Consider the following 16,961-nt stretch of genomic DNA (forward strand, 5'->3'; position numbering starts at 1 on the left):
GCGGAATTCGCTTCCAACATGACGCGAAACCCCTATGCCTCAGATATCGATTGGCAGCAATGTCCTGCACAGGCTTACGGCGAAAGAATGACCTGAGACCATCTTTCGCCGTCCGTTATTCGAGGGTGTTGGTGCCGATCTTGATATCGCCGAGCGTGCGGAAAGTCAGCCGCGCGCCGATTGTCCAGTCGCTTGCCGACTCGTTGCTGGGGTCCCTGGTATCGGTATAGGCGATCGTAAAGATCGTGCATTCGTCGTCATAGGAGAGGCCGATCGTCCGGCGGCTGATGACATCATTGTTCAAATCCCAGGCGATGCCGCCAAAGATCGACCAGTAATCCTTGAACTTGACGCTGCTGTTGCTCTGGATCTCGTCATTGTCTGTGTCGAAGCCATATGCTGGCTGGGCGCTGATATGCGTGTAGGTCAGCTGCGTGGCGAAGGTGTCGTTCTGGTAGGCCGTCGTCAAGTCACCGCGACGGAAGTCGAAATCCTTTTCGTCGAGGCGGTAGGAGCCCGTCATGGAAACGCCGTACGGTGTCTCGATGCCGCCGAGGCCCACATAGTCGGAGCGGGCGGTTTCGAGGCCTGAATCCGCGCCGACGTTGACGAGATCGTCGGTCGCAAAGGAGTTCTGGCCGGCGATCTGATAGGACTGGCCGAAGATGCCGTGCAGCTTGTAGCCGCTGTCGAAAGTGCCGGTATACTGGATGCCGATATTGGCGCGGGTGCCGCCTTCGATACGGTCATAGCCGGAGAATTTGTCGCGGTCGAACAGCGAGGTGGCGTCGAAGACGAAGCTCTGCGCATCCTCGTTCGGCAACCGACCGGCAAGCTGTTCGTCCGGACGTGCATAGATCTGCGCGATCGGCTCGAGGATATGGGTACTGTTATCGGTCGTCATCAGGATCGGATAACGCATCTCCAGCCCGGCCGTGAACATCGAGCGGGTCGCAGAATTGCCGTCGTCGTAGCCGCCGGTGTAACCGGTGGGGTCGTCCATATTAAGCGCGAAGGCATCGCCACGCCCGGCCAGAAGCGGCGTGATCACCAGGCCGGTCGGCGTAACATAGGTGCGCTTCCACTGCAGTTCGGCGGTCAGGCGCGAGGTCTGCCCCCTCAGGCCGCGAAAGCGCTCGAAGCCGTCGACGGTATAGAAGTCTTCGTGGGTGCGCGAAAGGTTCGTCAGGTTGACGTCCGCCGAAAGCTCACCGCCTGCAAGCGGCTGCGGCGCCACATAGTGGTAGTCGAGCGAGGGATAGACGATCGCCTGCTGCTTTTCGGCCGTGTTCTTCCGGTCGGCATCCTGGATGTCGAAATAGAACGCCCGCATGTCGAAATAATTGCGCTTCCCGAGACCCGTCAAATAGACTTGGTTCGTGCGGTCCGTGGCGCTCAGTCCGCGGAGTTTGTAGGTTTTCGAGAAATTGTTGTCGCTCTGCATCATGACGTCCCAGCCGAACGTCCATCGCGGATTGATGCGGAATTCGGCCTTCGACGCCACCATGCCGCGCTGACCGGCTTCGGCATCGCTGGTGCCGGAGGTGAAATTGTCGGGCTTTGCCTGGTCTATGCCGGCGACGCGCAGGATATGCGTGCCGTTTTCGAAGCGCTGCCGGAACTCACCTTCGACGAGAAAGCCCTGCGCGGTGTAGCCGGTGGCGGTGACCGTCGCATCCATGCTCGGCGAGATCACGTAATAATAAGGAATGGAAAGACCGAAGCCGAGATTCTGCGACAGGGCCATCGTGGGGAAGAGAAAGCCCGACTTGCGCTTCACCGTGTTATCGGGAACCTCGATGAATGGCAGGAAAGCGATCGGATGGCCGAGCAGCTCGAAGCGAGCCCGTTCCAGGCGAATCGTGTGTGTCACGCCGTTCTGAATCACCCGCTTGGCCTTGACCTGCCAGAATGGCGCGCGCTTCGGATCTTCGGCGCAGGGAAGGCAGGCCGTGTAGACGCCCTTGTTGAGGATCATCATCGTGCCGCCGACGCGCTCGCCGCTTTCGGCGGCGATACGTGTATTGTCGGAAGTTTCGATGCGCAACGCGTTCAAAAACCCGTCAGCGAAATTGTCGGTCACGTCAAGGTTGTCGGCATAGATCCGGTTGCCGTCGGGGCTGACCAGCTCGATATTACCGATGGCCATCATCCGGCCCGTCTTCTGATTGTACTCGACCTTCTGTGCGACCATCTTGTAGCCGCCATAGTTGATCTGCACGCCGCCAACCGCCGACACCAGCTGGGAGTCACGATTATAGAGGAGTTCGTTGGCGGAAAGCATAAGCTTGGCGCCTTCGGGAATCTTCTTTTCGATGTTTTGTTCAGGGGCAGTGGCCTGGCCGTAAGAAGCCGGGACGCTGCCGAAATAGGAACATAGAGTCGCGCCGACCAGCAGGGCAACCAACTGTTTACTAAAATACTTGCGGTCGCCTGCCGCCACTAGCCGTCCTCCTGATGAAGCAGAATAGTCGCGCCCAACGCCAACGCGACGACCACCGGTATCCACGTCGCCACGAAGGGAGGCACGACTCCACTGCTTCCGAATGCTTTTACAAGCACGGTGATGACATAAAGCATGAAGCCCGAGAGGATTCCACCCAGAATCACGGAGCGGGATTGGTTGAACCGGCTAAATTTTAGGGACACTGTTGCAGCAATGAGAGTCATGGCCACCAGCAGCAAAGGCTGGGACAACAGTGAGTTGAATTGCGTCTCCAGTGCCTTGGTTGAAATGCCGAAGGACTTGGCCGCCGCAATGCGGTTGGAAAGGTCAAAGAAACCAATTGTTTCCGGCGCTGTCAGCCGCTCCTGGACGAAATCCTGTTTCAGATTGGTGCGAAGTTGAGCCGAAGCTTTACGCACGGGGATTTCGCCAGGCTTGCGCTCGACGACGTTGTTAAGTTGCCAGTAACCATCTTCCAATTTTGCAGTGGAAGCGTCCTGTCTCAGAATGACTTGGCCGCCTGAATCGAAATGGATCAGCACGGCGTCGACCAGCTTGGTTCCGTTTTCCTGGACCATCTGAGCGCCGATGATGACATCGTCCCGGCCGCTGATCTGGCGCAGCCACGGAATCTGAGGCGCCTTGCGCAGGACCGCGTTTTCGCCGCGCCAGTCGGATTCAACGAGCAGCGCCTGGCGCTGTCCCCAGGCGGCAAGCGGATTGAGCGCCGTCATGGTCAGTACGCCGAGCGCCAGCGAGCCGATGATGAAGGGGAACATGAACTGCCAGACCGAAACACCGGCCGCGCGCGTGACGACAAGTTCGTATTTGCGATTGAGCCCGATCAGCACCGTTATGCCGACGAAGAGCGCGACGAAGGGGATCGTCTGCTGCAGAATGAGCGGCAGGCGCACGGCGGTCATCAGAACGCCGCCACCGATCGTGTAGCCGGGCAGGCCGGACATGCGGCCGGCCGTCTCGCTGAAATCGAGGAGGAAGGAAATCGCCGATACGCCGACCAGGAACCAGCCTGTCGTCACCAGGTAGCGGCGAAAGAAATAACGCGATAATGTCCCGAACATCATTGTGCAGTGCCCCCGTCTGTCCCGCTTGTGGCGGAAAGCACTCTTTCCTGAGTCCGCCTCCAGACAGATGACATCCGATCCCTGAGGAACGATGGCATGACCAGTCGTTTGTGCAAACCGAGGAAGGCGATCGAGACGACGCTGCTGACAATCGGAATTGCGTAAAGGACAGCTATATATTCAGGATCGGTATCGATCTGATTGGCCGCGTAGAAGGCCGCCCAGCGCAGTGCGAAGGCATAGGCGAGCGCGCTGACCATGGGGTGCAGCCGCGCCTCGCGGTGCGAGCGCGCGTCGCCGGCGATCGCCAGCGAAAACAGCGCGAATACCACGGGCAGGATCCAGTCCGTCAGCCGGCGATGCAATTCGGCGCGGTAGGTCTGCGGCCGGATCGTATAGTCCTTGTCGTTCGGATCGGGATTGAACAGGAACCAGAGGTCGCGGTCGCTGGCTTTCAGCGTCGCCTGACCGCGATTCTCGGTCATATCCGAGAGGTCGAAGGAATAGGAATCGAAATTGATGACCGAGACGTTGCCGTCGGGCGTTTTGCGATGCACTTCGCCCTCGTGCATGATCAAGGTCGTGCCCGTGTCGTCGACGGCGCCTTCCTTCGCATAATAAATCAGCTCGTAGTTCGGATCGCGCTCATCGGCGACGAACAGGCCTTTCAGCATGCGACCTGCCATGCGCTGCGAGATTTGCACATAGAGGCCCTCGTCGAGCTTGCGAAAGGTCTTTTCCTCGATCACCGAGGAGAGAAGGTCTGCATAGGTCTCCGCGATCATCTGGCGCACCACGGTCTTTGCCCGCGGCTCAACCACATTGTCGACGAAGAAGGAAAAGACGCTGACGGCAGCGGCAAGCAGCAGGATCGGGCGGACCAGCACACTTCGCCGCGCTCCGGCCGCATCGATGACGGTGAGCTCGGAATCATTGTTCATCGTCGTCAACGTCTGCGTGATGGCGATGACAAGGGCGAAGGGCAGGACGACGGGAATGATCGACGGCAGGATCATCGTCGCAAGCTTTGCGAACGAACCGATAGACTGGCCGCTATCGGTGACGAGGTTGATGCGTTGCAGAACCTGAGTCGTCCATATGATCGCCAGCACGGGCAGGAGCGCCACGAGAAACATCTGGCTGACGCGCCGCAATATGTATGTCTCGAGTAGTTTCATGCCGGCCCTTGAAAGCACCTGCAGGCCCAAACGGCTTGCAGGAAAATCCCTCTACGCTCTTTGTCGCGCTTTTGCGACAAGCTGGTGTCAAAAATTCATTCAAATTTCAGAATTTTTTTGGCTCTGTTGCGACTCAGTTAGTGCCAGTAGCGCGGCGAAGATGACAAGCGAGGAAAGCCATCCGAGCACGACGTCGGAAAGATAGTGCGCGCCGAAGGATAACCGCATTGCCGGCGTGAGGATCGAGATCACGGCTATGGGCGGGAACAGCGCATAGCGCAGGGATTTCGGAACGAAGAGCAGAAGGCAGAAGAGCCAGCCGGCGCTCGCCGCTTCGCCAGAGACAAAAGAGCAGTTCGAAACGCATTTGCCGGCAAGTGAGCCTGCCTCGGCGAAATGCAACGTGCCGCCGAAAATGTCGGTCTGCACCGGCCGCGGCCGTCCCCAATGTTCCTTCAGGATGACATTGACGAGCAGCACCGGCCCGATCAGCAGCGTTCCCAAGGCAACCTTGAGCTTGCGGGCGCGCTCGGCGTTGAAGGTCGCGCCGTGTTGCTGGTAGCATTCGATGAGCTTCCACGCCATCACGATCGCCACAATATAAGGAAGGCGAAAGAAGGCGGTGCGCACCAGGTCGAGGATCGCCGAGTCGCGATAGGGAAATCCGCCGCAGATGCTGCCGGCGGCGGCAGTGGCGTCGCAATCCGCGGCCACGAAAAAAATCCGGGAAAAATAGATGTCTATTCCAGGGAAGGCGCGGAATACGACAAGCAAGGCCCACCACGTCCAGAACAACAGCACGAATGCGCCGAAAGTGGTTTTCGGCAGGCGTATTGCCAGGTCCCGCCATCGATTTTTCGAAAAAATTGTCAACGCGAATATCTACGAAACTGACGAAAACATGAGGGGTCCCGATGGACGCGGGCGACCATAACAATTGTCGCAAGCCATTGACAGACCCGCCAAACGCGAAATTATCCGCAAGGGACGGATTTCAAAGAATCCCTGCGGAGAAGACATGTCATCAAAGTTCGAAATTTCATTCTCAAAGTCGGCGAAGCTCCATGGCGGCCTGGCGATCCTGTTGAAGACGACGGATGCCGAGAGCGCCGCGGGCGTCGAATCGGTCGATCCGGCAGGCGTTGTCGCCAAGGCTGCGAAGATCGGCCGATTCTCCGCGAAATCCATGAGCGCACTCGATATCGTCGCCCCGGAAGGTTCATCGGTCGAGCGTATCGTCGTCATCGGGCTTGGCAAGGCCGCCGAACTCACTGCGCATGACTGGCTGAAGGCCGGCGGCGCCGCGGCATCGAAAATCAAGAATACCGACAGGGCCGCCGTCTTCATCGACGTGCCTGGCCTTGAGACGAGCGCGCGGGCCGCCGCCGATTTCGCGCTTGGCATGCTGCTGCGCGCCTATAGCTTTGATACCTATAAGACGAAGAAGGGCGACGAAGAGGAGAAGCCGGCGAAATCCGTCAAGGTGACGATCGTCACCGCCGATCCGGGCAGCGCCAAGAAGGCGTTTTCCGATTCCGAAGCCGTCGTCGGCGGCGTCAATCTTGCCCGTGATCTCATCAATGAACCGCCGAACGTGCTCGGTCCCGTCGAGTTCGCCGCCAAGGCGAAGGATCTGGAAAAGCTCGGCGTCGAAGTGGAAATCCTGACGGAGAGGGAGATGCGCCGCCTCGGGATGGGCGCCCTTCTCGGCGTCGCCCAGGGCTCCGTACGCCCGCCGCGGCTCGCGGTCATGCAGTGGAAAGGCGGCAAGGGCAAGGATCGCCCTGTTGCCTTCATCGGCAAGGGCGTCGTCTTCGATACCGGCGGCATTTCGATCAAGCCGGCCGCCGGCATGGAAGACATGAAGGGCGATATGGGCGGTGCTGCAGCCGTCACCGGTCTCATGCATGTGCTTGCCTCCCGCAAGGCCGCCGTCAACGCCGTCGGCATCATCGGCCTGGTCGAGAACATGCCTGACGGTAACGCCCAGCGTCCGGGCGATATCGTCACCTCCATGTCCGGCCAGACGATCGAGGTGATCAACACCGATGCCGAAGGCCGCCTCGTGCTCTGTGATGCGCTCTGGTATTGCAACGATCGCTTCAAGCCGCAGTTCATGATCAATCTCGCCACGCTGACAGGCGCGATCGTCGTGGCGCTCGGCAATGTGCATGCAGGCCTGTTTTCCAACGACGACCAGCTTTCCGCCCAGCTGACGGCGGCCGGCCTCTCGACCAACGAGAAGCTCTGGCGCATGCCGCTCGGCAAGGACTACGACAAGCTGATCGACAGCAAGTTCGCCGACATGAAGAACAGCGGCGGCCGGCAGGCGGGCTCGATCACGGCGGCGCATTTCCTCAAGCGCTTCGTGCAGGACACGCCCTGGGCGCATCTCGATATTGCCGGCACGGCGATGGGCTCGCCCCAGGACGAGATCAACCAGTCTTGGGGTTCCGGGTTCGGCGTGCGCCTGCTCGATGAACTCGTTCGCGCCCATTATGAATCCTGATGACGGAGGTCCTCTTCTACCATCTGACCGAAACCAGGCTGGAGGACGCGCTTCCGCCGCTCATCGACAAAAGCGTCGAGCGCGGCTGGCGCGTTGCCGTCCAGACGCGTGAGGCGGCGCGGCGCGATGCGCTCGATCAGCATCTTTGGACTTTTCGCGAAGAGAGTTTCCTGCCGCACGGCACCGACGAGGCTGATTTCGCCGAAAGCCAACCGGTGCTTTTGACGGTGACATCGGACAATGCCAATGCAGCGACCGTGCGTTTCATCGTCGATGGCGCCGAGCCGCCGCCGGTCGACGCCTATGAGCGCGTCGTCTTCATGTTCGACGGTCACGACCAGGAGCAATTGGAAGCCGCCCGTGCACACTGGAAAAGACTGAAAGGCGAGGGGCATAATCTCACCTACTGGCAGCAGACGCCGGAAGGGCGATGGGAGAAGAAGGCCTGACGTCGATTGTCAGGCCAATCCGGCCTCGGCCAGAACCTTGTCGATGAAATCCTTCTTTGCGCCGGTATAGGCCGCGCGGCTCTCAGCAAATTTCTGTGCAAGGTCGATCTTCAGCTCTTCGTAGGCGAAGGCCAGGGCGGGATCGTTTTGCAGTCTGTCGCGGAAGAAAATGTTCCGCCTCCAGTTGAAACCCTGATATTCGACCACGTGGGCGAGATGCGTGCGCGTCTCGCCCGTGATGCCCCGGCCGAAGAGGTGGTCGTCGGGCACGATGTCCGCGCCGGCATAGTCGTAGCCGATCTTTTCCATCGGTCCGATGCAGGCAAGCCCATCCTCAAGCCGCGGGACACCGATCAGGATGTCGATGATCGGCTTTGCCTTGATGCCTGGAATGGCGGTGCTGCCAAAATGCTGGATATCGAGTGCCATAGGACCGAGCGCGTTGCGGATCCTGGTCTCTTCCAGCAGGTAGGCCTCGCGCCATTTCGCATTGGGGTCGGAAAGCCTGACCGTCAGATGCCGGACGCCCAATCCAAACGATTCATCCTGCCCCTGCTGCATGGAAGCGGCCCTCGTGTGTTAGGACCACTATTTTAGCATCTAGCCGAAGCAATGACATCTGTCGGCGCAGACCATCAATCGTGGAAGGCGTCCACGAATTTCCGCTTGCCGAGCATGAAGGCGTCAGCGACGTGGCGCAGCGGCGCGAGATCGACATCCGATTTGCCGGCCTTGATGATCTCGGCGAAACGCCGGTAGAGCGAGGGATATTCCTGCTCCGGCTCGGCGAATGTCAGCGCGCCGTTGACGGAAAGCTTGGCGCCGCCTTCCGAAAGGACCATTTGGCCGGCTGCCGTTTCCGCGACGATATCCCAGCTCTGCTTGCCGGTCTGACGCCAGTCGAATTCGGCATGAACCGGAAGGCCGTTGGCATTCCGGAAGCGGATGTCAGCAGCGATCGGCGCGTCGCGATTCTCGGGGAATTCCAGCACGGCCTCGGTGATGAAGATCGGCCGCGGCAGGATGTGGGTGACGATCGACAGCGCATTGATGCCGGGGTCGAAAACGCCGAGGCCGCCGGCCTGCCAGATCCATTCCTGGTTCGGATGCCAGTGGCGGACATCCTCCTTCCAGATCACGTGCACGCTGTCGATCGTCGTCGCGGCGAGAAAGGCCTTGGCGGCCTCGACGGCCGGCGCATAGCGCGAATGCCAGCTGGCAAAGAGCGATGCGCCCTGTTTTGCGGCAAGTGCCTCGAGATCGGCGACTTCGCTGAGCGTCGCGCCGGGCGGCTTTTCCAGGAAAACGTGCTTTCCGGCGACCAGCGCCTTATAGGCTGCCTCATAACGGTACTGCGGCGGCATGCAGAGCGAAACGGCATCGATCGAGGGTTCGGCATCCAGCATGGCGTCGATCGTCGTATAGCTCTTGACGCCTTCGACCGTACCGTGGCGGCTTGCCGTCGCGACGAGCGCGAAATCCGGGTTCTTGGCGATGGAGGGAAGGTGCTGATCGCGGACGATCTTGCCGACGCCGACGATGGCGAGGTTGATAGGAGACATGGTGTTTCGCTCGAGCCTATGAAAAGTATGATTTATTGAGCTTCTTGTAGCAGAAAGAGGAGCGCCGACAAGCTCTCCTCCGCCATTCTATAGCATCCTAACGCATGATGGCCCGTCTACCTCATGATAGTTTGGCGAAGGAAGCTATAACCCATCGCCGCGCGGGCGGCACGCTCTTCGGAATTGCCGTCGCCGCCGTGTCCGCCCGAACCGAATTCATGTAAGAGCGGCCGGTGTCCTGCCTCTTCCAGCCGTGCGGCAAAGCGGCGCGCATGCGAGGGGTGCACGCGATCGTCATTGGCGGAGCTTTCGATATAGATCGGCGGATAAGTAACCTCGCTCGCCGGCCCAACATTGTGAAGCGGCGAATAGCTAAGCATGAAGTCCCGGTCTTCCGGCACATCAGGGTCGCCATATTCGTCCATCCAGGCTTGCCCTGCGCTGAACAGTTGGAAGCGTATCATGTCTAGAACCGGCACCTGGCACCAGACGGCGCCGAAATCGTCTGGGTAGCGCGTCAGCATCACGCCTGTCAGCAGACCGCCATTGCTGCCGCCCTGGCAGGCGATTCGTGACGGCACGGTGTAGCCGCGAGCGACGAGGTCGCGGGCGATGGCGACGAAATCGGCAAAGGCCTTGTCTCGTCCTTGCCGTTTGGCGCTGCGATACCAGTCAGGCCCGAATTCGCCGCCGCCGCGAATATAGGCCTGCACATAGGCGCCGCCCTGTTCCAGCCAGCGTCCGGTGACGCCGGAATAGTTCGGCGACAGCGGCACGTCGAAGCCGCCATAGCCATAAAGCAGCACAGGCAGCGCCCCCTTGGTCCATTGCTTGGGCAGGACCAGCCGGTAGGGAACTTTCGTTCCGTCCTCGGAAACAGCCTCCAGCAGTTCGGACGACATATCGGTCGCATCGAAATAGCTCGGCGCAGCCGCGACGAAAATCGGCTCGGCCTCTCTGCGGCGATCCGACAACTCCAGGCGATAGCAGGTCGGAGGCTGCAGAAAGCCCTGACCGACGATGTAGAGCGTATCGTCGCCGAGATGCAGTTCCGCGTGAAGGGGCCTGAAATGAGCCGTCTGCATGTCTGCGGGCAGCGCGATCTCGCGCTGTTCGGCATCGGGCTTCGTCAGATCCAGCACCATGAGACGCGGGCGCAGCCGATCGGAGATGATGAAGACGCACCACTCGCGCATCAGCATCATCTGCGAGATGGACTGGCCCTCGGCAGGCTGAAACAGGATCCGCTGCGGCCCCAGCATCGTCTGAAAGGTTGGGTCGAAGCGTTGCAGTACGAGGCTTCCGGTCGCAACGCGCTCGTCGGTCTTTGCCCGCCAGAGGCAATGATCGCGATTGAATTGAAAGTCCGCCTCTTTGGGCAGATCGATGCGCCGCTGCGTGCCGTCGTTCGCAACGAGGAAAGCGCTCGCGACGCCGATCTCATGGGCGGCGCCGAAAATGCTGATCACTCCGGCAGCCGCCGAAGCGCCCGACAGGGCAGGGTCGATAACGATATTAAAGCCATAGACGTCGTCGTCGGCAGCCTCGAACATGATCGTGGCATCTTCGGGTCGCTGCCCACGCTTCAGTCGCCGCCCGACCCGCGGCCATCCCGAGCGGGTCGCCGAGAAACGATCGATGGAGCCGAAATAGCAGATCTCATCGCGGCTCAGCCAATTGGCGTGCGATCGTACGGCGGGCAGGTCGAAGCCCCCTTCGACAATCTGCTTGCTCTCGGCATCGAATTCGACCTGGCGGATGAGGTCGGAGCCGCCATCCGAAAGGCTGAGCAGCACCCGCGTCGGTTCCCAGGCGCAGGTCACCGCACCGCGCCAGCTCCAGCGCTTGCCCTCGCTGGCGCAGAAGGCATCGAGATCGAAGACCGGCTCCCAATCGGCATCAGGGAGAGGATTCTGATCGGCGGGCAAGCGAAGCCAGACGCCGAGCGGATTGTCCTTGCTCTGACGGAAGTCGAACAACCAGTCGCCGCGCCGCGCCGGGACGATAAGCCTGTCCTGCCGCTCGATCAGCGCCTTGATCGCGTCCCGATCCTCGGCGAATTCGGGTGTTCTGAGCGCCGCGTCGGAGAGTGCGTTGTGTTCGTCGATGAACCGGCGCGTCTTCGGATCGTCATCCGTTTCGAGGTGAAGATTCATGTCTGACCTGCTTGGTTCCGTTGAACGTCGCACAGGTCTAGGCAGCCAAACCCGACTTGGCAACCCGCCTCAGCGGGTCATCACGAAGTCGGCCGAGGCGACGAGATTGCTCGGCGCCTGTGTCTTCCTGAATTTCAGCGTCACGACCTTGTAGCCTTCGCCTTCGAGTTTCGAAAGCAGGGTCGGCAGCATCGTCGCGGTGCGTTTGTGGATGTCGTGCATCAGGATGATGCCGCTGCCGCGCTTATGCAGCAGGTTCATGGTCCGCTGCATCACGGAGGCTGGCGTCGTGGTGAAATAGTCCTTGCTGTCGATGTCGACATCCATGACCACCAGGTCGCGCATGGCGATTGCGGCGCGCAGCCTGTGGCTCTCGGCGAGGTAGGGGAAGCGGAAGAAGGCGACATCCGTTCCGGTCGCCTTGGTCACCGCCATTTCGCCCTTCGTCACCTCAGCCATCGCCGCGTCGAAACTCAGTGCACTCAGGTTGGCGTGCCGGTAGGTGTGGCTGCCGATCGCGTTGCCGTCCATCGCCACCTTGCGGGCGAGCGCCGGATGCATCTCGGCCATTTGGCCGACCATCATGAAGGCACCCTTGACGCCGAACTGGTCGAGGATCGCCAGCACCTTGTCCGTCCGGCCGGGGACCGGACCGTCATCGAAGCTCAGGATCACTTCCTTGTCATGCAGCTTGAGATCGGCGAGCGAAGAGATCTCCAGCGTCCGCCCCGCCAGGTGATGCGGGCCGGCAAGCAGAGGTGCCGCGGCATCGCCATCGGCCGAGTAGGCAAGTTTCCGTCCCTCAGGCGCAATCACCGAAGAGGTCTTGATCGATGTATCGGGAGAGGATTGTTTTGTGGTGCTGCAGCCGGATAGCGCTGCGGCGAGGGCAATGCAGGACAGAACGAAGAAACGGTACATTGAAAGGGCTCAACAAATCGGTAACGAATGTTGAGACAACCTTTCGAATTATGGTTAACGATCGGTTGAGAGCCGCAAGAATTATGCCGAAACGCGGCACTTCGCCGCGTTTCCTTGAAGCCTGTGGCTATCCTGCCATCGCCTCTTCGTATTCGGCCGACAGCATCAGCCAATCCTCCTCGGCGGCGGCGAGTTTTGCTGCGGCCTCGCCGCGCTGCTTTGCCTTTTCCGCTGCCTTGGCGGGTGTCTTTTCATAAAGAACAGGGTCTGCAAGTTCCACATCAAGCGCCTGAATCTGTTTCTCCAGCTTGGCCGTCAAGGATTCGATTTCGTTGATCTTTTTCCTGAGCGGTGTTAGCGAGGCACGCTTTTCCGCATTGAGCTTGCGCTGGTCGGCCTTCGACGTCGCGTCGTCAGCTAGCTGTGGCTTTTCTTCTTTTTTTTTGCCCGAAGTGACGATCAGGTCGCGATATTCGTCCATATCGCCTTCGAAAGTGGTGACGGTGCCGCCGTTGACCAGCCAGAGCCGGTCGACCGTCGCCTCGATCAGGTGGCGGTCATGCGAGATCAGGATGACTGCGCCTTCATAATCGTTCAGCGCCTCGATCAGCGCGCGGCGGCTGTCGATGTCGAGATGGTTGGTCGGCTCGTCGAGGATCAACAGATTGGGCGCATGGAAGGCCGCAAGCCCCATCAACAGCCGGGCTTTCTCGCCGCCGGAAAGATCCTTGGCGGCCGTCGCCATCTTCTCCGTTGCCAGTCCCATCTGGGCGACGCGGGCGCGTACCTTTGCCTCAGGCGCGCCGGGCATCAGGCGGCGGACATGCTCTACCGGCGACTGCTCGGGGATGAGGTCGTCGAGCTGGTGCTGCGCGAAGAAGCCGATCTTGAGGCCCGGCGCGAGCCTGACCTCGCCGCTCTCCGGTCCAAGTCGGCCGGAGATGAACTTCGCGAAAGTCGACTTGCCGTTGCCGTTCGAGCCGAGCAGGGCGATGCGATCGTCGTTGTCGATGCGCAGGCTGAGGTTCTTCAGGATCGGCTTGCCGGGCTCATAGCCGACGGCGCCGCCCTGGATCGCGACGATCGGCGAGGCCGGCTGCTTCTCCGGCTCGGGAAAGGTGATCGGCTGCACGTGATCCTCGATCACCGCAGCGACCGTTCCCATGCGCTCAAGCGCCTTGACGCGGGACTGCGCCTGCCGGGCCTTGGAAGCCTTGGCTTTGAAGCGGTCGATGAAGCCTTGCAGATGCTTGCGCGCCGCCTCGTTCTTCGCCTTGGCCTTGGTCTGCAGCTCGTCGGCTTCCGCCTTCTGCCGTTCGAACTGGTCGTAATTGCCGCGATAGAAGGTGAGTTTCTTCTGGTCGAGATGAACGATCGCATTGACTGCGTTGTTCAGGAGGTCGCGGTCGTGGCTGATGATGATGACGGTGTGGGGATAGCGGCGGATATAATCCTCCAGCCACATCGTGCCTTCGAGATCGAGATAGTTGGTCGGCTCGTCGAGCAGAAGCAGGTCCGGCTCGGCGAAAAGAACGGCCGCGAGCGCCACGCGCATGCGCCAGCCGCCTGAAAAGGAGGAGGCGGGGCGGGCTTGTGCCGCTTGGTCGAAGCCGAGGCCGGCGAGAATGCTTGCAGCGCGTGCTTCAGCCGAATGCGCGTCGATGTCGACGAGACGCATCTGGATTTCGGCGATGCGGTGCGGATCACTGGCCGTTTCCGCTTCGGTGAGCAGCGCCGCGCGCTCCTTGTCGGCAGCAAGCACGATTTCGATCAGGGTATCCTCGGTTCCGGGCGCCTCCTGCGCCACCTGGCCGATGCGCGCGCCCTTCGGGATCGATACCGATCCGCTCTCAGCGCCGAGATCGCCGGTGATGACGCGAAACAGCGTGGACTTGCCCGCGCCGTTGCGCCCGACGAGTCCAGCCTTGGTGCCCGAAGGCAACGAAACGGTGGCATTGTCGAGAAGCAGGCGCCCGACGATGCGAGCTGAAATGTCGGTAATCGTGATCATGGCCGGCGTTTTGGCCGAAAGCGCCCGTCAAGGCAAGAGCACTTATCCCGCGCCAAGCTTGCTTCTGCGCTGGCAAGAGGCTTCTCCGCCTCAGCGGCCGAAAGCCTGCACCGGCTGGCGCGGGTTCGACTGCGCGGCGAAAAGTGCCACGCGTGCGTTGGCCTGCAACTGTCCCGGTGTTGCCGCATCGGCGCTCAGGGCCACGCCGATAGAGATGGTGAGGCTGTCGGGATTGACCTTGTCGGACGTTGCGAAGACGAGATTGTCCTCGACGGATGCGCGCAGGCGCTCGGCGATCGCCATTGCATCCTGCATGCCGACATTGGAAAACAGGAAGGCAAATTCATCGGCTTCCGTGCGGGCGACGAAGTCGTTTTTCTTGATCGATTTGCGAAAGAGGCCAGCGAGCTTTTTCAGGAGCTTGTTACCGGCTTGCGTGCCGTATCTGTCCTTGAGTTCGGCGAAGTTGTCGATGTCGACTAGGATCAGCGCGCTGCCGGCTGCACCCTCCTCGCGCTCGTAGAGCTCTGATATCACCCGGTTCAGCGCGATGCGGTTGGCAAGGCCGGTGATCTTGTCGGCCGCGGTGGCCGATTGCATCGCCGAAATCCCGCGTTCCAGCACCTCAAGCGCCTTTATGTCTTCCTGAAGCTTGGCGCCGATTTCCATTTCCGCCGATAGCACCGCCGTCAGCGAAGCAGAGAGGTAGTCGACCTCGCTGAGGAAGGCGGCAAGGCTCTGGTCCTCGTGACTGGAGACGGATTTCAGGATCGTGCTGCAGGCGCGTGCAAAGGCGTTCTTATGCCTGAGACCTTCGGCAAGCCGCTCGGCAACGTCGCGCAGCATCCGGCTCGCCTCGTTCCGTGATGTTTCGCCTACCAGGCCGCAATGGCCGACGAGACGGTATTTGACGCCGAGTTCGTCGAGCATCGCCTGTTGCGGCTGGGATCCGAGCGCAGCGATATCCTGCGCAAGGCCCGGATTGAGCCCGATGATCGCCTCGTGGAAGAGTTCGTAGTTGCGCGGCAGGGCGGCGACGTTCAGGCGCGCCATATGCTGGGCGATCTTCTGGATATCCGCCATCGGCGTCGGGCGCGCGGCCTCGCGCGCCACCAGTGCGTTTGCGCTTGCATTCTGCATGACGATCCCTCGCGGCACGGCCTCTTTCCTACGTTCCGCTATGCCCGCAAGCTTTTAAGAGAGGCTGAATTTACCAAGGAAAACGCCGGATTGGCGGCGGAACTGGTAAAGGCGGTTAACGCAGTCTTGATGGTGGAAGTGTTACATCCACTCACGGCCCTCGCTGCGCAGGAAGTAGATGAGATCAAGCTGAAGGCTCGGCTTGCCGAGCGCGGTCAGCGTCATGTGGCACTGGCCGCGATGGTGGGTCTGGTGGTTGAAGAGATGCGAGAGCGCCGCCCACAGCGGATGCGTGATCTCGACCGGTTGCGTCACCGCCACGTAGGTAAAGTTTGCGGCAAGGGTTGCCTCATCAAGCGTGGCTGTCCAGGCAATGATACGCTCGTCCTCCGCCTTGCGTGCGGCGGCAAGCATATCCAGCTCTTCGTAGAGAACGGCATCGAGTGTCGTCGGCGCTTCGCCGGTGCCAGTGAAGCGCTTCATCCATATCCGGTCGGCGACGAGCAGATGATTGAGTGTTCGGTGGAGCGAGCCGAAAAAGGCGCCGCGGTCGCTGCGGAATTCCGCATCGGTAACTTCGGCCGCGGCCGTATAGACTCGCGTGTTGGCCCAGCGATTATAGGCTGCGAGCATTCTGTACTGCCTGAGCATCTGATCCCCTCATCGTTGCCGCAGTCTAGCCCGGTTTCACAGTAAGTCGCAGTGATGTGCCCATGAAATTTCCTGATTTGATCACAGGCGTCTTCTGTCGTGGAATGGAGGGAGCTGCAATCTCGAAAGGACGTTATGACCAGAGCGCTCTATTCCCTATGCGGCGCCGACGAGCGCCACTTCTTTTCGCCCCATTGCTGGAAGGCAGTGATGGCGCTGGCGCACAAGGGGCTCGATTTTGAGGAGATTCCGACCACCTATGCCCGCATCCGCGCGATCGGCGGGGGTGTTTCGTCGATCGTCCCTGTCCTCGACGACAATGGCCGGCTGATTTCCGACAGTTTCGAGATCGCCCTCTATCTGGAAGAGGCCTATCCCGAGCGGCCGCCGCTGTTCAAAGGGGAGGGCGGCAAGGCTCTGTCGCGCATGGTGGAAGGCTATTCGCAGATGGTCATCCATCCGGCGATCATGCGGATCGCCCTTCTCGACATCCATGCGATCCTTGACGAGGGAGACAAGGCCTATTTCCGCGAAAGCCGCGAGGCCCGTCTCGGCAAGCCGCTGGAAGTCTTTGCGGCCGACAGCGAGGCCGAGAAGGCCACCTTCGGCGCCAGGCTGGAGCCGCTGCGCCATATGCTGAAGTTCCAGCCCTTCATCGGCGGTCAGACGCCGCTCTTTGCCGACTACATCGTCTTCGGGGCATTGCAGTGGCTGCGCGTATCCGCCGGTCTTGCCATGCTTGCCGCAGATGATCCCGTCATGGCCTGGTTCGAGCGCTGCCTCGATCTTCACCAAAGCCGGGGCAGGACTGTGACAGCGGCGTGAAATTGCCGCCGGCCTCTTGTTTTCAGGC

At 60.7% G+C, this 16,961-nt stretch carries 14 protein-coding genes; 3 read left to right on the plus strand and 11 right to left on the minus strand.

What is annotated here, in order from left to right:
- Positions 1-115: 115 nt before the first annotated feature.
- The 4 genes from EFD55_RS20370 to EFD55_RS20385 form a co-directional block, all read right to left on the minus strand.
- Positions 116-2,443, minus strand: coding sequence for an LPS-assembly protein LptD (locus EFD55_RS20370; RefSeq protein ID WP_125846843.1), 2,328 nt, complete (start codon positions 2,441-2,443; stop codon positions 116-118).
- Entirely contained in the window at positions 2,443-3,531 is a 1,089-nt protein-coding gene (gene lptG, locus EFD55_RS20375; RefSeq protein ID WP_125846844.1) for an LPS export ABC transporter permease LptG, read from the minus strand. The genes EFD55_RS20370 and lptG overlap by 1 nt, the downstream gene beginning before the upstream one ends.
- A complete protein-coding gene (gene lptF / locus EFD55_RS20380; RefSeq protein ID WP_125846845.1) occupies positions 3,528-4,709 on the minus strand; it encodes an LPS export ABC transporter permease LptF in 1,182 nt (393 codons plus the stop codon). The genes lptG and lptF overlap by 4 nt, the downstream gene beginning before the upstream one ends.
- Positions 4,710-4,808: 99 nt before the next feature.
- Positions 4,809-5,582 carry a phosphatase PAP2 family protein gene (locus EFD55_RS20385; RefSeq protein ID WP_125846846.1) on the minus strand — a complete coding sequence of 258 codons (774 nt, stop codon included), beginning with the start codon at positions 5,580-5,582 and terminating at the stop codon, positions 4,809-4,811.
- A 145-nt stretch (positions 5,583-5,727) separates the two neighbouring features.
- Between EFD55_RS20385 and EFD55_RS20390 the strand changes: the two genes are divergently transcribed.
- Positions 5,728-7,218, plus strand: coding sequence for a leucyl aminopeptidase (locus EFD55_RS20390; protein ID WP_125846847.1), 1,491 nt, complete (start codon positions 5,728-5,730; stop codon positions 7,216-7,218).
- Positions 7,218-7,667 (plus strand): DNA polymerase III subunit chi, encoded by a 450-nt coding sequence (locus tag EFD55_RS20395; RefSeq protein WP_125846848.1) that lies wholly within the window; start codon positions 7,218-7,220, stop codon positions 7,665-7,667. The genes EFD55_RS20390 and EFD55_RS20395 overlap by 1 nt, the downstream gene beginning before the upstream one ends.
- Positions 7,668-7,676: 9 nt before the next feature.
- Here the strand turns inward: EFD55_RS20395 and EFD55_RS20400 are convergent, their stop codons facing one another.
- The 7 genes from EFD55_RS20400 to EFD55_RS20430 all read right to left on the minus strand — a co-directional run bounded on the left by EFD55_RS20400 (position 7,677) and on the right by EFD55_RS20430 (position 16,108).
- Entirely contained in the window at positions 7,677-8,228 is a 552-nt protein-coding gene (locus EFD55_RS20400) for a GrpB family protein (protein ID WP_125846849.1), read from the minus strand.
- A 74-nt stretch (positions 8,229-8,302) separates the two neighbouring features.
- Positions 8,303-9,229, minus strand: coding sequence for a Gfo/Idh/MocA family protein (locus tag EFD55_RS20405; protein ID WP_125846850.1), 927 nt, complete (start codon positions 9,227-9,229; stop codon positions 8,303-8,305).
- A gap of 116 nt (positions 9,230-9,345) precedes the next feature.
- The gene (locus EFD55_RS20410) at positions 9,346-11,385 is read right to left on the minus strand and encodes a prolyl oligopeptidase family serine peptidase (RefSeq protein ID WP_125846851.1); all 2,040 of its coding nucleotides are present in this window, start codon (positions 11,383-11,385) and stop codon (positions 9,346-9,348) included.
- A gap of 69 nt (positions 11,386-11,454) precedes the next feature.
- Positions 11,455-12,306: a polysaccharide deacetylase family protein gene (locus EFD55_RS20415; RefSeq protein WP_125846852.1), complete on the minus strand. Its 852-nt coding sequence runs from the start codon at positions 12,304-12,306 to the stop codon at positions 11,455-11,457.
- Between the two features lie 127 nt (positions 12,307-12,433).
- Positions 12,434-14,317 (minus strand): ABC-F family ATP-binding cassette domain-containing protein, encoded by a 1,884-nt coding sequence (locus EFD55_RS20420; protein WP_125846853.1) that lies wholly within the window; start codon positions 14,315-14,317, stop codon positions 12,434-12,436.
- Positions 14,318-14,407: 90 nt separating this feature from the next.
- Positions 14,408-15,457, minus strand: a complete 1,050-nt coding sequence (locus tag EFD55_RS20425; protein ID WP_125846854.1) for a GGDEF domain-containing protein — start codon at positions 15,455-15,457, stop codon at positions 14,408-14,410.
- A 141-nt stretch (positions 15,458-15,598) separates the two neighbouring features.
- A complete protein-coding gene (locus EFD55_RS20430; RefSeq protein ID WP_125846855.1) occupies positions 15,599-16,108 on the minus strand; it encodes a DinB family protein in 510 nt (169 codons plus the stop codon).
- 135 nt (positions 16,109-16,243) lie between these two features.
- On the opposite strand from EFD55_RS20430, the gene EFD55_RS20435 reads away from it, so the two are divergent.
- The gene (locus EFD55_RS20435; protein ID WP_125846856.1) at positions 16,244-16,933 is read left to right on the plus strand and encodes a glutathione S-transferase family protein; all 690 of its coding nucleotides are present in this window, start codon (positions 16,244-16,246) and stop codon (positions 16,931-16,933) included.
- Positions 16,934-16,961 lie beyond the last annotated feature (28 nt).

The organism is Rhizobium pisi, assembly GCF_003938655.1.
GTDB lineage: Bacteria > Pseudomonadota > Alphaproteobacteria > Rhizobiales > Rhizobiaceae > Rhizobium > Rhizobium pisi.

What these genes read in the sequence shown, in the direction of transcription:
- lptG (WP_125846844.1), bottom strand. Translation starts at nt 3,531, where the DNA reads ATGATGTTCGGGACATTATCGCGTTATTTCTTTCGCCGCTACCTGGTG.
- lptF (WP_125846845.1), bottom strand. Translation starts at nt 4,709, where the DNA reads ATGAAACTACTCGAGACATACATATTGCGGCGCGTCAGCCAGATGTTT.
- EFD55_RS20390 (WP_125846847.1), top strand. Translation starts at nt 5,728, where the DNA reads ATGTCATCAAAGTTCGAAATTTCATTCTCAAAGTCGGCGAAGCTCCAT.
- EFD55_RS20395 (WP_125846848.1), top strand. Translation starts at nt 7,218, where the DNA reads ATGACGGAGGTCCTCTTCTACCATCTGACCGAAACCAGGCTGGAGGAC.
- EFD55_RS20400 (WP_125846849.1), bottom strand. Translation starts at nt 8,228, where the DNA reads ATGCAGCAGGGGCAGGATGAATCGTTTGGATTGGGCGTCCGGCATCTG.
- EFD55_RS20405 (WP_125846850.1), bottom strand. Translation starts at nt 9,229, where the DNA reads ATGTCTCCTATCAACCTCGCCATCGTCGGCGTCGGCAAGATCGTCCGC.
- EFD55_RS20410 (WP_125846851.1), bottom strand. Translation starts at nt 11,385, where the DNA reads ATGAATCTTCACCTCGAAACGGATGACGATCCGAAGACGCGCCGGTTC.
- EFD55_RS20415 (WP_125846852.1), bottom strand. Translation starts at nt 12,306, where the DNA reads ATGTACCGTTTCTTCGTTCTGTCCTGCATTGCCCTCGCCGCAGCGCTA.
- EFD55_RS20420 (WP_125846853.1), bottom strand. Translation starts at nt 14,317, where the DNA reads ATGATCACGATTACCGACATTTCAGCTCGCATCGTCGGGCGCCTGCTT.
- EFD55_RS20425 (WP_125846854.1), bottom strand. Translation starts at nt 15,457, where the DNA reads ATGCAGAATGCAAGCGCAAACGCACTGGTGGCGCGCGAGGCCGCGCGC.
- EFD55_RS20430 (WP_125846855.1), bottom strand. Translation starts at nt 16,108, where the DNA reads ATGCTCAGGCAGTACAGAATGCTCGCAGCCTATAATCGCTGGGCCAAC.
- EFD55_RS20435 (WP_125846856.1), top strand. Translation starts at nt 16,244, where the DNA reads ATGACCAGAGCGCTCTATTCCCTATGCGGCGCCGACGAGCGCCACTTC.